The sequence below is a fragment of the Ornithinimicrobium humiphilum genome, assembly GCF_006716885.1.
Classification (GTDB): Bacteria; Actinomycetota; Actinomycetes; order Actinomycetales; family Dermatophilaceae; genus Ornithinicoccus; species Ornithinicoccus humiphilus.
The window spans coordinates 1542164-1559344 of the sequence record NZ_VFPU01000001.1 but is presented as its reverse complement, the minus strand read 5'-3'; the positions used below and the strand labels follow the sequence as shown (position 1 = coordinate 1559344).

14 protein-coding genes are annotated in these 17181 nt (G+C 74.6%); 10 read left to right on the top strand and 4 right to left on the bottom strand.

What is annotated here, in order from left to right; genetic code table 11:
* Positions 1–46 precede the first annotated feature (46 nt).
* Both FB476_RS07130 and FB476_RS07125 read right to left on the bottom strand, forming a co-directional pair.
* The gene (locus FB476_RS07130; protein ID WP_141818161.1) at positions 47–1516 is read right to left on the bottom strand and encodes a hypothetical protein; all 1470 of its coding nucleotides are present in this window, start codon (positions 1514–1516) and stop codon (positions 47–49) included.
* Complete coding sequence (locus FB476_RS07125) at positions 1513–2049, bottom strand: RNA polymerase sigma factor (protein ID WP_202876925.1); 537 nt, start codon at positions 2047–2049, stop codon at positions 1513–1515. The genes FB476_RS07130 and FB476_RS07125 overlap by 4 nt, the downstream gene beginning before the upstream one ends.
* Positions 2050–2210: 161 nt before the next feature.
* On the opposite strand from FB476_RS07125, the gene FB476_RS07120 reads away from it, so the two are divergent.
* On the top strand, positions 2211–2834 hold the full coding sequence (locus FB476_RS07120) for a nitroreductase family protein (RefSeq protein WP_141818160.1): 624 nt from the start codon (positions 2211–2213) through the stop codon (positions 2832–2834).
* A gap of 17 nt (positions 2835–2851) precedes the next feature.
* Here the strand turns inward: FB476_RS07120 and FB476_RS07115 are convergent, their stop codons facing one another.
* Both FB476_RS07115 and FB476_RS07110 read right to left on the bottom strand, forming a co-directional pair.
* Positions 2852–3112 carry a hypothetical protein gene (locus FB476_RS07115; protein ID WP_141818159.1) on the bottom strand — a complete coding sequence of 87 codons (261 nt, stop codon included), beginning with the start codon at positions 3110–3112 and terminating at the stop codon, positions 2852–2854.
* A gap of 168 nt (positions 3113–3280) precedes the next feature.
* Positions 3281–4225, bottom strand: coding sequence for a PfkB family carbohydrate kinase (locus tag FB476_RS07110; RefSeq protein ID WP_238329596.1), 945 nt, complete (start codon positions 4223–4225; stop codon positions 3281–3283).
* A gap of 102 nt (positions 4226–4327) precedes the next feature.
* Here FB476_RS07110 and FB476_RS07105 point away from each other — a divergent pair, with 102 nt between their 5' ends.
* The 9 genes from FB476_RS07105 to FB476_RS07065 all read left to right on the top strand — a co-directional run bounded on the left by FB476_RS07105 (position 4328) and on the right by FB476_RS07065 (position 17114).
* Positions 4328–5599 carry an amidohydrolase gene (locus FB476_RS07105; RefSeq protein ID WP_141818158.1) on the top strand — a complete coding sequence of 424 codons (1272 nt, stop codon included), beginning with the start codon at positions 4328–4330 and terminating at the stop codon, positions 5597–5599.
* 86 nt (positions 5600–5685) lie between these two features.
* On the top strand, positions 5686–6663 hold the full coding sequence (locus tag FB476_RS07100; protein ID WP_141818157.1) for an ATP-binding cassette domain-containing protein: 978 nt from the start codon (positions 5686–5688) through the stop codon (positions 6661–6663).
* Positions 6660–7532, top strand: coding sequence for an ABC transporter permease (locus tag FB476_RS07095; RefSeq protein WP_141818156.1), 873 nt, complete (start codon positions 6660–6662; stop codon positions 7530–7532). Before FB476_RS07100 ends, FB476_RS07095 begins: the two co-directional genes overlap by 4 nt.
* A gap of 136 nt (positions 7533–7668) precedes the next feature.
* A complete protein-coding gene (locus tag FB476_RS07090) occupies positions 7669–9405 on the top strand; it encodes a cell wall-binding repeat-containing protein (RefSeq protein ID WP_141818155.1) in 1737 nt (578 codons plus the stop codon).
* Between the two features lie 102 nt (positions 9406–9507).
* Positions 9508–11982: a DNA gyrase/topoisomerase IV subunit A gene (locus tag FB476_RS07085; RefSeq protein WP_141818154.1), complete on the top strand. Its 2475-nt coding sequence runs from the start codon at positions 9508–9510 to the stop codon at positions 11980–11982.
* Positions 11983–12045: 63 nt separating this feature from the next.
* The gene (locus FB476_RS07080) at positions 12046–12489 is read left to right on the top strand and encodes a hypothetical protein (protein ID WP_141818153.1); all 444 of its coding nucleotides are present in this window, start codon (positions 12046–12048) and stop codon (positions 12487–12489) included.
* Complete coding sequence (locus FB476_RS07075) at positions 12486–14291, top strand: DUF5671 domain-containing protein (protein ID WP_141818152.1); 1806 nt, start codon at positions 12486–12488, stop codon at positions 14289–14291. Before FB476_RS07080 ends, FB476_RS07075 begins: the two co-directional genes overlap by 4 nt.
* Before the next feature lie 71 nt (positions 14292–14362).
* Complete coding sequence (locus tag FB476_RS07070; RefSeq protein WP_141818151.1) at positions 14363–15409, top strand: NAD(P)-dependent alcohol dehydrogenase; 1047 nt, start codon at positions 14363–14365, stop codon at positions 15407–15409.
* A 181-nt stretch (positions 15410–15590) separates the two neighbouring features.
* Complete coding sequence (locus tag FB476_RS07065; RefSeq protein WP_141818150.1) at positions 15591–17114, top strand: DEAD/DEAH box helicase; 1524 nt, start codon at positions 15591–15593, stop codon at positions 17112–17114.
* Positions 17115–17181 lie beyond the last annotated feature (67 nt).

Below are 17181 nucleotides of genomic sequence, written 5' to 3'. Positions count from 1 at the left end.
CGGGGCACGGGACGGTCCGGGCGTCCCGGACCGTCCCGCACCGTGCTCACCCGCCCCAGCTCACCTCGATGGGGGGCAGCTCGGTCCAGCTCTCCCAGTCGTCCTCGGTGACCCAGCGCTGCGACTCCTTCTCCGCCCCCTCGGGATAGGCACGGTAGGGGCCGCCGAAGCTCATCGAGCTGCCGCCGAGGGCCTGGAGCAGGGTGGCCCCGCCCGGCCACGGGAGGACCTCCTCCCAGTCCTGGTCCTCGCCCCCGGTCCAGAGGGCACCGTCGGTCGCCACCGCCAGGCGCGCGCCGTCGTTGCTGGCCACCCCACGGACGAGGCCCTCGGGCAGCGGGACGTCGGTCCAGGTCCTCCCGCCGTCCGAGGAGACCTGGACGGCCTCCCCGTCGGCGCACCAGTGCAGGAGGCCGTCAGGGCTCTCGGGGGCGGTGGTGAGCGTGCACTGCTCCTCCGGCCGTTCGACGACGGTCGCGACCTCCGCGCCGTCGGCGATGCGCCAGGTGGTGCCCATGTAGGTCACGTAGACGGCGTCGTAGGTGGCGGAGAGCTCGGCCCAGAGCAGGCCGGGAGCGCCCTGCGCCTGCTCGGGAAGGTCCTCCAGACGCACCACCCGGCGGCCGGTCGTGGCGTCGTCCGCGGCGACGTCGGTGATCACGACCTCGGCACAGGTGCCGGGCTCGCCGCCCTCGCAGCCGTCGGTGACCACCACGAGGGTGCTGCGGAAGGCCTCGACCGCGAGCGGGTGGTCCCCGCGGGTCGGGACCAGGGTCCAGGTGCGCCCGCCGTCGTCGGAGCGGACCAGCTCGCCGCTGGGCTCCGGGACACCGGGGCGTCCCAGCGCCCCGTCGGGGCCGGGACCCCACATCCAGGTGCGCTCCCGGGACGAGACGGCCTCGTAGTAGCCGGCGGCGAACATGTCGACTCGCCCCGTCCAGGTCTCCCCGGCGTCCTCGCTCACGGCGAGGGCGGGGCACATCCACTCGTAGTTCGCGGCGTCGCACTCCGTCTGGACGACGGCGGTGCGCAGGTCGCCGTCCTCGCCGGTGGGCTCGTGGACCGCGACGGTCACCGTGCCCGGGGCGGGCGCCGGCAGGGCGACCGCGGGCGGGGACTCCACGTCACCGGGGTCGTCGGTGACCGCCGGCTCGTCGGTGGCGCCGGGCTCGTCGTCACCGGGCACCCCGCTCTCCTCGGGCTCGTCGGTGGTCTCCGGCTCGGGGGTCGAGGTGGCGGCCACCGGGCCCGGCTCGGACGGACCGGCGGGGAGGGCGTCCGGCCCGCCGAGGCCCTGGCCCACGAGGACCGCGACGGCCAGGGCGGAGGCCGCGACGGCACCCGCGACGAACCACGTGCCCCGGGAGCGGCGCGAGCCGCGCCCGGCGCGCTCCACGACCACCTGCCAGGTCTCCTCGTCGGCACCGAGGTCGCGCACCGCCCTGCGGTGGGCGGCGAAGAAGTCGTCGACGACGCGGTCGTCGGGCTCGGGGGGCTGCTGGGTGCGGTCGGTCATCGGACACTCTCCAGGGTGCGTGCGAGGCGGGCTCGCGCCTCGTACAGGTCGGACTTGATGGTGCCCTCGGCCTTGCCGAGGGACCGGGCGACCTCTGCCACGGTGAGGTCGCCGAAGTAGTGCAGGAGGACGGCCGAGCGCAGCCGCTCGGGGAGCGACTCCACGGCGTCGCGGACGGAGACGCGGAGGGCCCAGTCGTCGGGTCGGTGCACGGCCGTCTCCGGGTCGGTCCCGCCGAACTCCCGGTCGTAGGCGGCGCGTTCGCGGCCGCGCTTGCGCCAGTGGTCCTTCACGAGGTTGGCGACGGTCGTGTAGAGCCAGGGGCGCGGCTGGTCGACCTTCTCCCAGTGCCCGAGGAGGCGGACGAAGGCGTCGGTGGCCATGTCGTGCCCGAGGTCCACGTCGCCGACCAGGTGCGCCGCCCAGCCCGCGAGCGCACCGAAGTGGGCCTGGTAGACCGCATGGACGGTCTCCTCCACGGGGTCGCTGGTGCGCGCTCTCGCTGGGCGGCGGTGGGCGGTCAGTGCGGTCACATCTCCTGTGACGCCGCTGGGCCCCCGACGGTTGGACATCATTTTCGGGCCCTTCTCCTCCCCCGGGACGGCGTCGTCCCGGACCGACTCCCCCGGTGCCCGCCGCACCTTGCCACACCCGGTGCCGGGGCCGGGGCCGACACGCGTGCCACGATGCGGGTATGCAGCTGCGCGAGGTGATCCGCCGCCGCCGGATGGTGCGGGCCTACGACCCCGCCCGGTCGGTGCCCGAGGACGTGCTGGCCCGGGTGCTCGACGCCGCGGTGCGCGCTCCCAGCGCCGGCTTCTCCCAGGGCTGGGACTTCGTGGTGCTCACCGACGCGCAGGACCGGGAGGCCTTCTGGGCGGCCACGACGGACCCCGGCCGGGAGCCCGACAGCTGGCTGCGGGGGGTCTCGACGGCCCCCTGCCTGATCCTGTGCCTCTCCGACCGGGACGCCTACCTCGACCGCTACGCCGAGCCCGACAAGGGCTGGACCGACCGCGACGAGGCCCGGTGGCCGGTCCCCTACTGGGACGTCGACACCGGCATGGCGGCGATGCTCATGCTCCTGACCGCCGTCGACGAGGAGCTCGGGGCGCTTTTCTTCGGGGTGCCGCCGCAGGCGCACCCGCGGGTCCGGGAGACGTTCGGGATCCCCGTCGGACGGCGGATCGTCGGGGTCGTGGCGATGGGCACCCCCGCGCCCGACCGCCGCTCCCCCTCGCTGCGGCGGGGACGCCGCCCGGTGGCCGAGGTGGCCCACCGCGGCCGCTTCGGGGTGCCCTGGTCCCCGGCCGGCTGAGCGGCGTGGAGGACTCCTCAGGCGCCGCTGCGGCCGAGCAGGTGCCTGACGGCGTCGACGGCGAGCGCCAGGGCCACGAGCAGCAGCGCCGCCGACCCGGCGGCGACCCAGGCGCTCTCGGGGGCGACGGTCCGGGCCACCGGCCCGGCCAGCACCACGAGGACGGCCGCGAGCGCCAGCAGGACCTCCGGAGCGTGCTCGGCGCGGCTGGTCGGCGCGGCCCCGGCGTCGGTGCGGTGGAAGAGGTGGGTGGGTGCGCGGTGCGCGTGCGTGGTCATGACGGGTCCCCTGCTTCTCCTCGTGCGGGAGGCCCCGTGTCTCCCGCCCTACCCCATTCTCGTCCTGCACCCCGGGGGTGCTTCAAGCCCCTGACGATCGTGACCTGACGGAGGCCCGGGAGGCTCCCGGGCGACCTGACGTGGCCTCGCCCGAGGGCCGCAGGACGCTCAGCCGGACGTCGGTCCGGCCGGCCCCCGCTCGGCGAGGAAGGCGTCCACCTCGACCCGGGTGGGGGCCGTCGCCGGGCCCCGTCGGGTGACCTTGACCGCTCCCGCGGCGTTGGCCCGGCGGGCCGCCTCGTGCCAGGGGGTGCCCAGGGCTCGCTCGGCGAGCAGGACGCCGGTGTGGGCGTCACCGGCGCCGTTGGTGTCGACCGGCGCCTGCGGATAGCCGGCGACGTAGGTCGTCTCCCCCTCGACCCGCACGTAGCACCCGTCGGCACCGTCACGCACGACGACGACCGCCCCGTCGGGGAGGTGCTCGGCGACCGCGGCACAGGCCGCGAAGGGGTCGCGGACGCCGGTGAGCTCCTGCGCCTCCTGGGCGTTGGACGTCCAGACGTCGGTGAGCCCCAGCGCGCGGGCCCCGTGCTCGCGGGGCAGGTCGGCGAGCGCGGCGCCCGGGTCGAGGACGACATCGACACCCTCGGGCAGGGCCTCGAGCCACGCCAGCAGGGGGTCCCGGGTGGGCGGGTACAGGCTGTAGCCCGTCAGGCACACGAGGTCGCCCGGGCGCGGCTCGCTGGTCGCGAGCAGGTCGACGCTGATCTCGCGCTCCGCGCCGTAGGTGGTCACGAAGGTGCGCTCGGCCGTCGGCTCGACCAGCACGACGCAGATGCCGGTGTCCTTGCCGGGGACCGGGGGCGAGGCCAGCTCGATGCCCTCGCGCGCCATGGCCTCACGGAGCAGGTCGCCGTTGGGTCCGGTGCCGACGGCTCCGGCGTGCACCGCCGGGGCCCCGGTCCGGGCCGCGGCCACGAGGATGCTCACCGCTCCCCCGGCGTAGCGGGTGTAGGTCGCGGCGTTGACGTTGGCGCCGCGCACCGGCAGGTCGGGCACCTCCAGCACGACGTCGACCAGCGCCTGGCCCGTGTGGATCACCCTCGCACTCACCCGCCTACCTTGCCACGAACCGGGCGAGGGGCCCGGCGCCGGTCGACCCGACGCTGTCGTAGCCTCCTCGGGAGACGTGCCGCCCGGACGAGAGGACGCCCCATGACCACCCCCACCCCCGCCGCGACCGTGCTCTCCGGGCTCGACACGGTCCGACCCTGGCTGGAGGACCTCTACCGGCACCTGCACGCCCACCCCGAGCTGTCGATGGACGAGCACGAGACCGCCGCCCGGGTCGTGAGCGAGGTCCGCGCGATGGCCGGCGGCGAGGAGCTGGAGATCATCACCGGCATCGCCGGCACCGGCGTCGCCGTGGTGGTGCGGGGCGGCGAGGGACCGACGGTGCTGCTGCGCGCCGACATGGACGGGCTGCCGGTCCAGGAGGCGACGGGGCTGGACTACGCCTCGACGGTCTGGACGCAGAACCGCCAGGGCGAGTCGGTGCCCGTCATGCACGCCTGCGGGCACGACACCCACGTGGCGACCCTGCTCGCCGCGCTCCGGCTGATGCTGGAGCGCCGGGACGCCTGGTCGGGCACCCTGGTCGCGGTCTTCCAGCCCGCGGAGGAGCAGTACAACGGCGCCGAGGCCATGGTGGCCGACGGCCTCGTCGACCGGCTCCCGCGGCCCGACGTCGCGCTGGGCCAGCACGTGCTCCCCGGCCCCGCCGGCTCCGTGCAGGTCGCGCCGGGCCCGATCATGGCCAGCTGCGACGACTTCCGCATCACGATGCGCGGCCGCGGCGGGCACGGCTCCACGCCCCACCAGACGCTGGACCCCGTCGTCATGGCCGCCTCGCTCGTCCTGCGCCTGCAGACGATCGTGTCCCGGCAGGTGGACCCGCGTGCCACCGCGGTGGTCACGGTCGGCCGCATCAGCGGCGGCACCAAGACCAACATCATCCCGGACACGGCCGTCCTCGAGGGGACCGTCCGCACCTACGACGCCGAGGTCGCGGCGACCTGCCTGGCCGCCATCGAGCGCGCGGCCCGTGCCGAGGCCGCGGCCTGGGGCGCCCCGGAGCCGGACGTCGAGACCTTCGACCACCTGCCCGTCACCGACAACGACCGCGGCGTCACCGACCGGGTTCGGGCCGCGCTCGCGGCCGAGCTCGGCGAGGACGCGGTGCGGGTCTTCGAGCCGGAGAGCGGCTCGGAGGACTTCGGGGTGCTGCCCGACGCGTGGGGCGTCCCCTACTCCTACTGGGGCTTCGGCGGCTTCGACGCGGCGGAGTGGGCCGCCGCCGAGGAGGCCGGGACGACCGACGACCTGCCCTCCAACCACTCGGCGCTCTTCGCCCCGGTGCTGCAGCCGACCCTCGACACCGGCGTGCGCGCGATGGTGGCGGCGGCGATGGAGTGGCTCGGCCGCTGACGCCGGGACGGCTCCCCGCCCCGGAAGATCGGCCCCGCCCGAAAATCGCTTGAGGGGGTGTCCCCGGGCGGTTCTACCCTCGGGACGTGGGCATCATCGAGGCGCAGGACCTGCACAAGACCTATCGCTCCCGCAGCGGGGAGGTGCGGGCCCTCGACGGGCTGAGCCTGTCCGTCCCGGAGGGCACCGTCGAGGCGCTGCTCGGCCCCAACGGCGCGGGCAAGACGACGACCGTCAAGGTCCTCAACACCCTCGTCCGCCCCGACGCGGGGTCGGCCTCGGTCGCGGGCGTCGACGTGCTCGCCGACCCGGCCGCGGTGCGTCGCGTCATCGGCGCCAGCGGGCAGTACGCCGCCGTGGACGAGAACCTCACCGGCCGCGAGAACCTCGAGATGGTGGGCCGGCTCTACCACCTGGGGCGGCGGGTGTCCGCCGCCCGGGCCCGCGAGCTGGTCGAGGCCTTCGGCCTCGCCGACGCGGCCGACCGTCCGGTGAAGGGCTTCTCGGGCGGGATGCGCAGACGCATCGACCTCGCGTGCGCGCTGGTCAACACCCCGCCGATCCTCTTCCTCGACGAGCCCACCACCGGGCTGGACCCCCGCAGCCGCATCGGGCTCTGGGAGGTGATCGAGGACCTCGTGCGGGACGGCACCACCGTGCTGCTCACCACCCAGTACCTCGAGGAGGCCGACTACCTCGCCGACCACATCAGCGTGGTCGACCACGGGCAGATCATCGCCCAGGGGACCGCCGACGAGCTCAAGGCGCAGGTGGGTGGCCACCACGTCGCCCTGACCCTGGTGGACGCGGCCGACGCCCACGGCGCCCGGGAGATCCTGGCCCGCCACGGCTCGGGCGAGGTGCGCCTCGACGCCGACGGCCGCACGCTGGACGTCGCGGTCGAGGGCGGCCCGGCGGCCCTGCAGCGGGTGCTCACCGAGCTCGACGCCGCCGGCGTAGCCCTCCACGACGCCGGGATGCGCCGACCGACCCTCGACGACGTCTTCCTCACCCTCACCGGACGCGAGCACGTCACCGACGACGAGAGCGAGCAGAGCGCATGACCACCGGCACCTCCGACCCCTCGGCCGTCGTCCCGGCCACCGCCGTCGAGCCGGGCCCCGACGCCCCGCGGGGAGCGCTGGCCACCTGGCTGTCCGACGGCTGGACGGTGACCTGGCGCAACCTGCTCAAGCTGAGGCGCAACCCCGAGGTCCTCGTCTTCGCGGTGCTCCAGCCGATCATGTTCGTCGTCCTGTTCTCCCAGGTCTACGGCGGCTCGATCCGGATCGACGGCGGCAACTACACCGACTACCTCATGGCCGGCATCTTCGGCCAGACCGTGCTGTTCGGGTCCACCTTCTCCGGCTACCTCATGGCGCAGGACCTCAAGGAGGGCCTGATCGACCGCTTCCGCACGCTGCCGATGCACTCCTCGGCGGTGCTCTTCGGACGCACCAACGCCGACCTGGTCCTCAACACCGTCTCGATGGTCATCATGATCGGCGCAGGTGCGGTCGTCGGCTGGCGCTTCCACGACGGGCCCGCCGCCTTCGTCGCCGGCGTCGCGCTGCTGCTGCTCTTCAGCTATGCCTTCAGCTGGGTCATGGCCTTCCTGGGCATCCTGGTGCGCACCCCGGAGGTCATCAACAACGCGGCGTTCATGGTGCTCTTCCCGCTGACCTTCATCTCCAACGCCTTCGTGCAGGCCTCCAACCTGCCGCGCCCGCTCGAGGTCTTCGCCAACTGGAACCCCGTCTCGGCGCTGGTGCAGGCGGCGCGCGAGCTGTTCGGCAACACCGGCTCGGTGCCCGTCGCCGACACCTTCCCGATGCAGCACCCCGTGCCCACGGTCGTCGTCGGCTCGCTGGTCCTGCTCGCCGTCTTCGTCCCGCTGGCGGTCGCGCGCTTCCGGAGCGCCTCCTCGCGCTGAGCGCCGACCGCCCGCGGCCGCGCCCGGCGGCGCGCACCCCCGCGGGGGGCACACTGAACCTTCCGTCGGCCTGCGGCGACTTCCGGGTAGAGGGGCGCCGGCGTGGGTTCCCCGGCTCGCAGCGAAGGAGCTCGCCATGCGCACGGTCCACCTCCTCACCTCGGCCCTCACGGCCCTCGGGCTGCTCCTCGGACCGGTGGCGGCGGCCGCACCGCCGGTGGCCGTCGCGGCCCCCGTCGTCCCGGCCGCCCCCACGCTGCAGGACGGCGACCTCGCCTTCCGGGTGGAGCGGCTCGCGGGCGTCGACCGCTTCGCCTCGGCCGCCGCCGTCAGCCGGCGGTTCGCCGCGGTGGGCACGCCCGTGGTCTACGTGGCCAACGGCACCGGCTTCCCGGACGCGCTGAGCGCGGGGCCGGCCGCCTCCCGCACCGGGGGCCCGGTGCTCTTCGTGCGCCCGGACGGCGTGCCCGGCGCCACCGGCACCGAGCTGCGGCGGTTGCGCCCCGGGCGCATCGTGGTGGTCGGCGGGACCGGGGCGGTCGCCCCGTCCGTGCTCACCACGCTGCAGGGCTACACGACCGGGACCGTCACCCGGCTCAGCGGCACCGACCGCTTCGCCACCTCGGTCGCGGTGAGCCGGGCGGCCTTCCCCACGGGCGCCGCCACCGTCTACGTCGCCAGCGGGCGGGACTGGCCCGACGCCCTCTCCGGCGGCGCCGCCGCGGTGGTCCAGGACGCTCCCGTGCTCCTCACCGATCCCGCGCGGCTGCCCCAGGCGGTCGAGCAGGAGATCGTCCGCCTGGCGCCGTCGCGGATCATCCTCGTCGGCGGCACGGCCGCCGTCTCGGAGCAGGTGGCCGCGCGCCTGCGCACCATCACCGTCACCGAGCGCGTCTCGGGCGACGACCGCTACCAGACCGCGCTGGCCGTCTCGCGCCGCGTCTTCGGCGCCTCGCGGCCCGGCGTGATGATCGCGAGCGGCGCGGCCTTCCCGGACGCCCTGGCCGGCGTCCCCGCCGCCGAGCACACCCGCGGGCCGATCCTGCTGGCACGGCCCACCAGCCTGCCCGGCGCCGCCGAGCTGGACCGGCTCACCCCCCGCACCGCCTACGTGCTCGGCGGCACCTCGGCCCTGTCGATCGAGGTGGCCAAGGCCGCGCAGCGCGAGCGCGGCGTCTGCTGGGCCGGACCCGACTACACCGGTGGCACCCCGCAGGTGCTGACCACCGTGGCGGGCACCGACAGCCGCAAGATCGCCTTCACGCTCGACATGGGCGGGCGGCTCACGGGCGCCGAGGGCATCGTCGACTTCCTCGTGGCCAACCAGGTCTGCACGACCTTCTTCCCCACCAGCCTGATGGCGGACACCGCCGAGGGCCGGCGGGTGATGGCCAAGATCGCGGCGCACCCCGAGCTCTTCGAGATCGGCAACCACACCGTGCACCACTGCGACTTCGTCAACGGCGGGGGCGGCTCCCCCACCGGTGCGCCGTGCCAGCGGGCGATGACCGGAGCGTTCATCCGCTCCGAGCTGACGTCGGCCGAGGAGACCCTGGTGCGCCTCACCGGGCTGTCGACCAAGCCCTACTGGCGCCCGCCCTACGGCTCGCACAACGCCACGGTGCGGGCGGAGGCGACGACCGCAGGATTCCCGATCACCGTGATGTGGACCCGCGACACCATCGACTGGGACCCCGCCACGACGACCGCGCAGATCGTCGCCCGCACCACCAGCCCGCTCCCGCCGTCCGGCGCGACCGTCCTGGCCCACCTCGGCGGCTACAACACGGCCGCGGCGCTGCCCCAGATCGTGCAGACCCTGCGGGCCAACGGCTACACGATGACGACGGTCTCGGACCTGCGGGACGGCTGAGCCGCGGCGCTTCTCCGCCGTGCCTGCGCGGACCGCGGGCGAGCACGGCATACCCTTGACCGGTCCCGTCCCCGGACCCCGAGCAGGAGCGCACGCATCCCGATGGCCCGCCGCAAGCCGCCCCAGAGCGAGGACCTCTTCGACGTCGAGGAGAAGATCGTCGAGGTCGACGTCCAGGAGGAGATGGAAGGGGCCTTCCTGGAGTACGCCTACTCGGTCATCTACTCCCGCGCCCTGCCCGACGCCCGCGACGGCCTGAAGCCGGTCCAGCGCCGCATCCTCTACTCGATGGACGAGCTCGGGCTGCGTCCCGACAAGGCGCACGTCAAGTGCTCCCGCGTCGTCGGTGAGGTCATGGGCAAGTACCACCCCCACGGCGACAGCGCGATCTACGACGCCATGGTCCGTATGGCGCAGCCGTTCACCATGCGGCTGCCGCTGGTCGACGGGCACGGCAACTTCGGCTCCCTCGACGACGGTCCCGCCGCCAGCCGCTACACCGAGGCCCGCATGGCCCCGGCGGCGCTGCTCATGACGGGCGGTCTGGACGAGAGCACCGTCGACTTCGTCCCCAACTACGACGACCAGCTGCTGCAGCCGGAGGTGCTGCCGGCGGCCTTCCCCAACCTGCTGGTCAACGGCGCCTCGGGGATCGCGGTCGGCATGGCGACCAACATGCCGCCGCACAACCTCGTCGAGGTCATCGGTGCGGCGCGCCACCTCATCGCCAACCCCGACGCCGACCTCGAGGCCCTGATGCGCTTCGTGCCCGGCCCCGACCTGCCGCTGGGTGGCCGCATCGTCGGCCTCGACGGCATCCGCGAGGCCTACGAGACCGGGCGCGGCTCGTTCCGGACCCGGGCCACCGCCCGCATCGAGAACGTCACCCCCCGCAAGAAGGGCATCGTCGTCACCGACCTGCCCTACCTCGTCGGCCCCGAGAAGGTCATCGAGAAGGTCAAGCAGCTCGTGCAGAGCAAGAAGCTGCAGGGCATCTCCGACATCATCGACCTCACCGACCGCACCAAGGGCCTGCACCTGGTCATCGAGGTCAAGACGGGCTTCAACCCCGAGGCCGTGCTGGAGCAGCTCTACAAGCTCACGCCGATGGAGGAGTCCTTCGGCATCAACAACGTCGCGCTCGTCGACGGCCAGCCGCGCACGCTCGGCCTGCGCGAGCTGCTCAAGGTCTACGTCGACTTCCGCACCTCCGTGGTGCGCCGGCGCACCGAGCACCGGCTGGGCAAGCGGCAGGACCGGTTGCACCTCGTCGAGGGCCTGCTCGTCGCGATCCTCGACATCGACGAGGTCATCCAGCTCATCCGGTCCTCCGACGACACGGCGATGGCCCGCCAGCGCCTCATGCAGGTCTTCGACCTGTCCCAACTGCAGGCCGACTACATCCTCGAGCTGCAGCTGCGCCGGCTGACGAAGTTCTCCCGGATCGAGCTCGAGGCCGAGCGCGACGAGCTGCTCCGCGAGATCGAGCGCCTGCAGGCGATCCTCGACGACCCCCAGGTGCTGCTCGCGGTCGTCTCCGACGAGCTGGCCGAGGTCGCCAAGGAGCACGGCACTCCCCGCCGCACCGTGCTGCTGGAGTCCGACGGCCAGTCCGGCACCACCTCCGCGGCGACCGCCGGCGCCAAGGGGGCCGCGGCCTCCCTCGAGGTGCCCGACGACCCCTGCTGGGTACTGCTGTCCTCGACCGGTCTGCTGGCCCGGACGAGCGACGCCGAGCCGCTGGAGACCGGTGGACGCCGGGCCAAGCACGACGTGATCGTCTCGCGGGTGCGCACCACGGCCCGCGGTGACGTCGGCCTCGTGACCTCCGCGGGCCGCGTCGTGCGGCTGTCGGTGGTCGAGCTCCCGGCCCTGCCTCCCACCGCCGGCGCCCCCTCGCTGTCGGGCGGCGCCCCGCTGTCGGCCTTCGTCGACCTGCCCCCGGCCGAGTCCGTGCTCGCGCTCACCTCGCTCGCCGGCGAGGGCCCCGGCCTGGCGCTCGGCACCCTCCAGGGCGTCGTCAAGCGGGTCAACCCCGACTACCCCGGCAACAAGGAGTCCTTCGAGGTCATCTCGCTCAAGGACGGCGACCGCGTCGTCGGCGCCGTCGAGCTGACCACCGGCGAGGAGTCGCTCGTCTTCGTCACGACCGACGCCCAGCTGCTCCACTACCCCGCCTCGCTCGTCCGGCCCCAGGGTCGCTCCGGCGGCGGTATGGCCGGCATCAAGCTCTCCCCGGGCGCCACCGTGGTCGGCTTCTCGGCGGTGGACCCCGCGGCCGAGAACGTCGTCGTCACCGTCGCAGGCTCCGCCGACGCCCTGCCGGGCACGGAGGCCGGGTCGGTCAAGGTCACGGACATGTGGGCCTACCCGTCCAAGGGGCGGGCGACCGGCGGCGTGCGCTGCCACCGCTTCCTGCGCGGCGAGAGCGTGCTGACCCTCGGCTGGGCCGGGGCCGCTCCCCCGATGGCCGCCTCGGCCAACGGGGTCGCCGTCGACCTGCCCGAGACCAACGACAAGCGCGACGGCTCCGGCGTGCCCGCCGCGGCGCCGATCAGCGCGGTGGCCGCCCCCTGACCTGAGGCCCGCGCCGTGGCGCGCCTCCCCCACCCCGTCCCGCGGCGGTGGGACGCTGCGCGCATGAGGAACAGGGCCGGTCTGGTGCTGGGGTTGGCGGTCGGGGTGCTCGTGCTGCTGGCGGTGGTCGCCGGCGTGCTCTCGGCGGCCCGGTCGGGGCCGAGCCTGCCCGAGGGCTCGCCCGAGGCGGTCGTGCAGGCCTACGTGAGCGCGGTGGTCGGCGACGACGCCGACGTGGCCGCGACGCACCTGGACCCCGAGGGGCGGTGCTCCGAGAGCGACGTCCGGGGCTACGGGCGCACCACCGCCCGGGTCGTGCTGCGCGACGTAGACATCATCGGTGAGACCGCGACCGTCGACGTCGAGTTCGTGCACGGCGGCTCCGGGCCCTTCGGCGGCGACGAATGGCGCGAGGAGCAGACCTACGAGCTGCGCCGCCACGACGGGACGTGGGTCATCACCGGCGAGCCCTGGCCGATGTACTACTGCGAGGGGAACGGCCGATGAGCCTCTCGGCGGTGGGCCTGCTCGTGGTCGTCCTGGTGCCGCTGGCCGTCCTGGTCGGCGTCGTCCTGGTCGTGGTGCGGCTCGCCCGGCCGGGCCCGTCCGGCACGGCTCGGGCCGGGGCGTCGGCCACCCAGACCTCCGGCCAGGCGGTGCGCCGGTTCTTCCAGTTCCTGCTCCTGACCGGGCTGCTCGTCGCGGCCGGGAGCGGCGTCGCCGGCCTCCTCGGACGCCTGCTCGACCCCGGCCGCGTGCTGGTCCGTGACGACGGCGGGCTGGCCCTGCAGCTGACCTTCACCTTCATCGCGCTGCCGATCTGGGCCGCGCTGGCCTGGTGGACCTCGCGCCGCCTGCGCACCGACCCCGCGGAGTCCCGTTCCCTGGGCTGGGCGGCCTACCTGACCATCGTCGGCATCATCTCCCTCGTGGTCGCGATGGTCGCCTGGCAGGAGGTGCTCGACGGCGCACTGACGGCCACCACCTATCGCGGCCAGCGTCTCGCCACCGCTCTCGTGTGGACCGCCGTCTGGGGCGGGCACCGGTGGTGGGGCCGGTCGGTCACCCCGCGCCCCCTGCTGCGGGCGGAGCTGCTCCTGGGCTCCCTCGTCGGCCTGCTCACCGCCGCGGCCGGTCTCCTCATGGTGGTCTCCCCCGCGCTGCGCGAGCTCTTCGGGCTGACCAGCGACAGCATCGTCGGCGGCAGCCTGCCCGACATCCTGCGCGGCGCCGCCACCCTCGTCGTCGGCGCCGTGGTGTGGGCCGTCTACTGGCTGCGCGAGGCCGTCCGCGGCCCGCGGGACACCGGATGGCTGGCCCTGGTGCTGCTCGCGGGCGTGGCCGGAGGACTCCTCGTGGCCGTCGTCGCCGCCAGCGTGCTGGGCTACGACGTGCTCGTCTGGCTCGTCGGCGACCCCGCCACGACCCGGGCGACCCTGCACTTCGCCGCGCTCCCGGGCGAGCTGGCCACGTTGCTCGTCGGGCTCCTCGTGTGGTGGTACCACAGCGCGGTCCTGGAGGCCGGGGCCGAACGCCGCACGGAGGTCCGCCGGGTCTACGAGTACGTGCTCGCCGCCGTCGGCCTGCTCGCCGCCTCGGCCGGGCTGGTGATGGTCCTCGTGACCATCGTGGAGGCCATCGCGGCCGGCAGCGACCTCGTCGTCGGCGGCAGCGCCCTCAACGCGCTGCTGGCCGCCCTGGTGCTGCTGGCCGTGGGCCTGCCGCTGTGGTGGTGGCACTGGCGCTCGGCCCAGCGGGCCCGTGCCGCCTCCCCGGCCGAGGAGCTGGAGTCCCCGACGCGCCGCACCTACCTGCTCGTCCTCTTCGGGCTCGCCGGCGTCGTCGCGGTCGTCGCCCTGCTCACGCTGGTCTACCTGCTGCTGCAGGATGCCCTGGAGAGCGGCATCGACGTCGAGACGATGCGCAGCATCCGCTTCCCGTTCGGCATCCTCGCGACCACGTCGCTGCTGTCGGCCTACCACTGGACGGTCTTCCGCACCGACCGGGCCGAGACCGAGCGTCGCCGCTCCAGCGGCGCCCCCGCTCCGGGCGGGGCCGCCGGCACGACCCGGCTGCGGCACGTGCTCCTCGTCGGGGCCGGCGACCCGGGCGTCGCGGCCGAGGTGTCGCGGCAGGTGGGGGCGTCGGTCCAGGTCATGCGCCGGACCGATCTCCACGCGAACCCCTGGGTCGTCGAGCAGGTCGTCGCGCTGCTGCAGGACGTGCCCACCTCCTCCGCGGTCGTCCTGGCCGACACGGACGGGATCCGGGTGGTTCCGGTCGAGACCCTTGACCCCTACACTGGGTAGTAGATGGGCCCCCGCACCCGCCACCCTGACGGGACCGCCGGCACCGGCCCACTGCCGACCAAGGAGGCGCGATGCGCGCAGTCGTGTTCGAGGGCTACCAGACCTTCCCCGTGCTCAAGGAGGTCCCGCGCCCCACCCCGGGCCCCGGCGAGGTCCTGCTCAAGGTCGCCGGCGCGGGTGCCTGCCACTCCGACGTGGGTCTCTTCGCGGAGTTCGAGGGTGACCCGACCGGGCTGCTGACCCCGCCGTTCGTGCTCGGCCACGAGAGCTCGGGATGGGTGGAGGAGGTCGGCCCGGGCGTGACCGGGTTCGAGCCCGGCGCGGCCTACCTGGTCTACGGGCCGACCGGCTGCGGTCGCTGCCCCGCCTGCTCCCGCGGCCAGGACACCTACTGCGCCCACCCCGAGGAGGCCGGTGTCGCCGGTATGGGGCTGGGCCGGGACGGCGGGATGGCGGAGTACCTCCTGGCCCCCGCCCGCAACCTCGTCCCGCTGGGCGACGCCGACCCGATCGATGCCGCGCCCCTGGCGGACGCGGGCCTCACGCCCTACCACGCCATCAAGCGGGCGCTGCCCTCGCTGGCCGGCGGCGGACGCTCGGCCCTCGTCATCGGCCTGGGCGGGCTGGGCCTGGTCGCCGTGCAGATCCTGCGCGCGCTCACCGGCGCCACCGTGATCGCGACCGACGTCAAGCCCGAGGCGATGGTCCAGGCGGAGCGGTACGGCGCGGTGACGGTGCCCGGCGGCGAGGGCCAGGTCGCGCGGATCCGTGAGCTGACGGGCGGCCGCGGCGTGGACGCCGTCCTCGACATGGTCGGCGTGGACGCCACCCTGGCCCTGGCCGCGGGCGTCGTCGCGCAGCAGGGCTCGCTGACCGTCGTCGGCATCGGTGGCGGCACCCTGCCGTGGAACTTCTTCACGATGCCCTACGAGGTGAACTTCTCCTCGACCTACTGGGGCACGATCGAGGACCTGCACGAGGTCGTCGCGATGTACCGCGCGGGCCAGATCACGCCCGTGGTCGAGCGATTCCGCCTCGACGACGCCCTCGAGGCCTACCGCCAGCTGCGTGACGGCGAGCTGACCTCGCGGGCCGTGGTCGTGCCGCACGGCTGGTGAACACGCCGGGATGAGGGCTCCGGGGCGCTGAGCGGCTAGACTGTCCTCAGCGCCCCGCACCGTCTCACCTCGGGGCGCATGATCGTGCCGGACCCCTTGCAGGGCCGTCCAAGGTCGCGCCGCCCCGTCGGGGCCTGCGCGCCGGGTGGGACGTCGTTCCCTTTCCGAAGGACCCTTTTTCGTGACCTCCAGCTTCGCCGACCTCGGCGTGCCCTCCATCCTGACCGCCCCCCTCGCTGAGCTCGGCATCACCACGCCGACCCCGATCCAGGCGGCCACCCTGCCGGACTCCCTCGCCGGGCGCGACGTGCTCGGCCGCGGCCGCACCGGCTCGGGCAAGACCTACGCCTTCCTGCTCCCCCTGGTGGCGCGCCTCGCGGCCGACCGCGGCGCCACCTCCCGCCGGGGCCGTGCCCCGCGCGCCCTCGTCCTGGCCCCGACCCGTGAGCTGGCCCGCCAGATCGAGGAGTCCCTGGCCCCCCTCGCCGCCGTCACCGGGCTGCGCTCGCTGACCATCTTCGGCGGCGTCGGCCAGAACCCCCAGGTCCGCGCTCTTCAGGCCGGTGTCGACGTGCTCGTCGCCACCCCCGGCCGCCTCGAGGACCTCATCGGCCAGGGCCACGCCGACCTGTCCCGGATCTCGGTGACCGTGCTGGACGAGGCCGACCACATGTCCGACCTCGGCTTCCTGCCGGCCGTCAAGCGCCTGCTGGACCGCACGCCGCGCGACGGGCAGCGGATGCTCTTCTCCGCGACGCTGGACGCGGGGATCGACGTCATCGCCAAGCGCTACCTGTCGAGCCCGGTCACCCACTCCGCCGACTCGGCGCAGTCGCCGGTGTCCACCATGAGCCACCACGTGCTCCACGTCGACGCGGCCGAGCGGCTCCACGTGCTCACCGACCTCGGCGCGGCGCCCGGCAAGGTCATCATGTTCACCCGCACCAAGCACGGCGCCAAGAAGCTGGCCAAGCAGCTCAACGCCGCCGGCGTGCCCGCGGTCGACCTGCACGGCAACCTGAGCCAGAACGCCCGGGTGCGCAACCTCGACGCCTTCTCCTCGGGCAAGGCCCCGACGCTGGTCGCCACCGACATCGCCGCGCGCGGCATCCACGTCGACGACGTCTCGCTCGTCGTGCACGCCGACCCGCCGGTCGAGCACAAGGCCTACCTGCACCGCTCCGGGCGCACCGCCCGCGCCGGCAACGAGGGCACCGTGGTCACCCTCATGACCGACGACCAGGTGCGCGACGTGCGGTCGTTGACCCGCGCCGCCGGCATCCGGCCCACCACCACCCGCGTGGACCGTCGTCACCCGCTCCTGGGCGAGCTGGCCCCGGGCGAGCGCACGCTCGTGCCCGGCGGCTTCGCGCCCGAGGAGCTCCCCGGGGCCGGCGGCTCCGGCCAGGGTCGTTCCTCCGGCGGCGGCCGCGGACGCGGCGCTTCCGGAGGCGGCCGTGGTCGCTCCGGCGGCGGCCGTGGTGGCGAGGCCCGCACCGGTGGCGGCCGTGGTCGCGGCGGCCAGGGCGGCGAGCGGTCCCCCCGCGGTGGCGAGCAGGGCGGCCGTGGCGGCTCCTCGCGCCAGGGTGCCGGGTCGACCTCGGGGCAGGCACGCTCCGGTCGCGGGCGCCGTCCCGCTGCTGCCTCCAGCGGCTCGGTCGTGGCCTTCTCGTCCTCGAGCCGGGGCGGTCGCGGCGGGCGCTGAGCCCCCACCGGTGGCGGTGTAGCGTCGGAAGGCGCGGTGTCCTCGGGCACCGCGCCTTCCGCTTTCC

Excerpts from the sequence above, each read along its gene's own strand:
- FB476_RS07090 (WP_141818155.1), top strand. The coding sequence starts at position 7,669 with ATGCGCACGGTCCACCTCCTCACCTCGGCCCTCACGGCCCTCGGGCTG.
- FB476_RS07120 (WP_141818160.1), top strand. The coding sequence starts at position 2,211 with ATGCAGCTGCGCGAGGTGATCCGCCGCCGCCGGATGGTGCGGGCCTAC.
- FB476_RS07105 (WP_141818158.1), top strand. The coding sequence starts at position 4,328 with ATGACCACCCCCACCCCCGCCGCGACCGTGCTCTCCGGGCTCGACACG.
- FB476_RS07080 (WP_141818153.1), top strand. The coding sequence starts at position 12,046 with ATGAGGAACAGGGCCGGTCTGGTGCTGGGGTTGGCGGTCGGGGTGCTC.
- FB476_RS07115 (WP_141818159.1), bottom strand. The coding sequence starts at position 3,112 with ATGACCACGCACGCGCACCGCGCACCCACCCACCTCTTCCACCGCACC.
- FB476_RS07095 (WP_141818156.1), top strand. The coding sequence starts at position 6,660 with ATGACCACCGGCACCTCCGACCCCTCGGCCGTCGTCCCGGCCACCGCC.
- FB476_RS07130 (WP_141818161.1), bottom strand. The coding sequence starts at position 1,516 with ATGACCGACCGCACCCAGCAGCCCCCCGAGCCCGACGACCGCGTCGTC.
- FB476_RS07075 (WP_141818152.1), top strand. The coding sequence starts at position 12,486 with ATGAGCCTCTCGGCGGTGGGCCTGCTCGTGGTCGTCCTGGTGCCGCTG.
- FB476_RS07085 (WP_141818154.1), top strand. The coding sequence starts at position 9,508 with ATGGCCCGCCGCAAGCCGCCCCAGAGCGAGGACCTCTTCGACGTCGAG.
- FB476_RS07070 (WP_141818151.1), top strand. The coding sequence starts at position 14,363 with ATGCGCGCAGTCGTGTTCGAGGGCTACCAGACCTTCCCCGTGCTCAAG.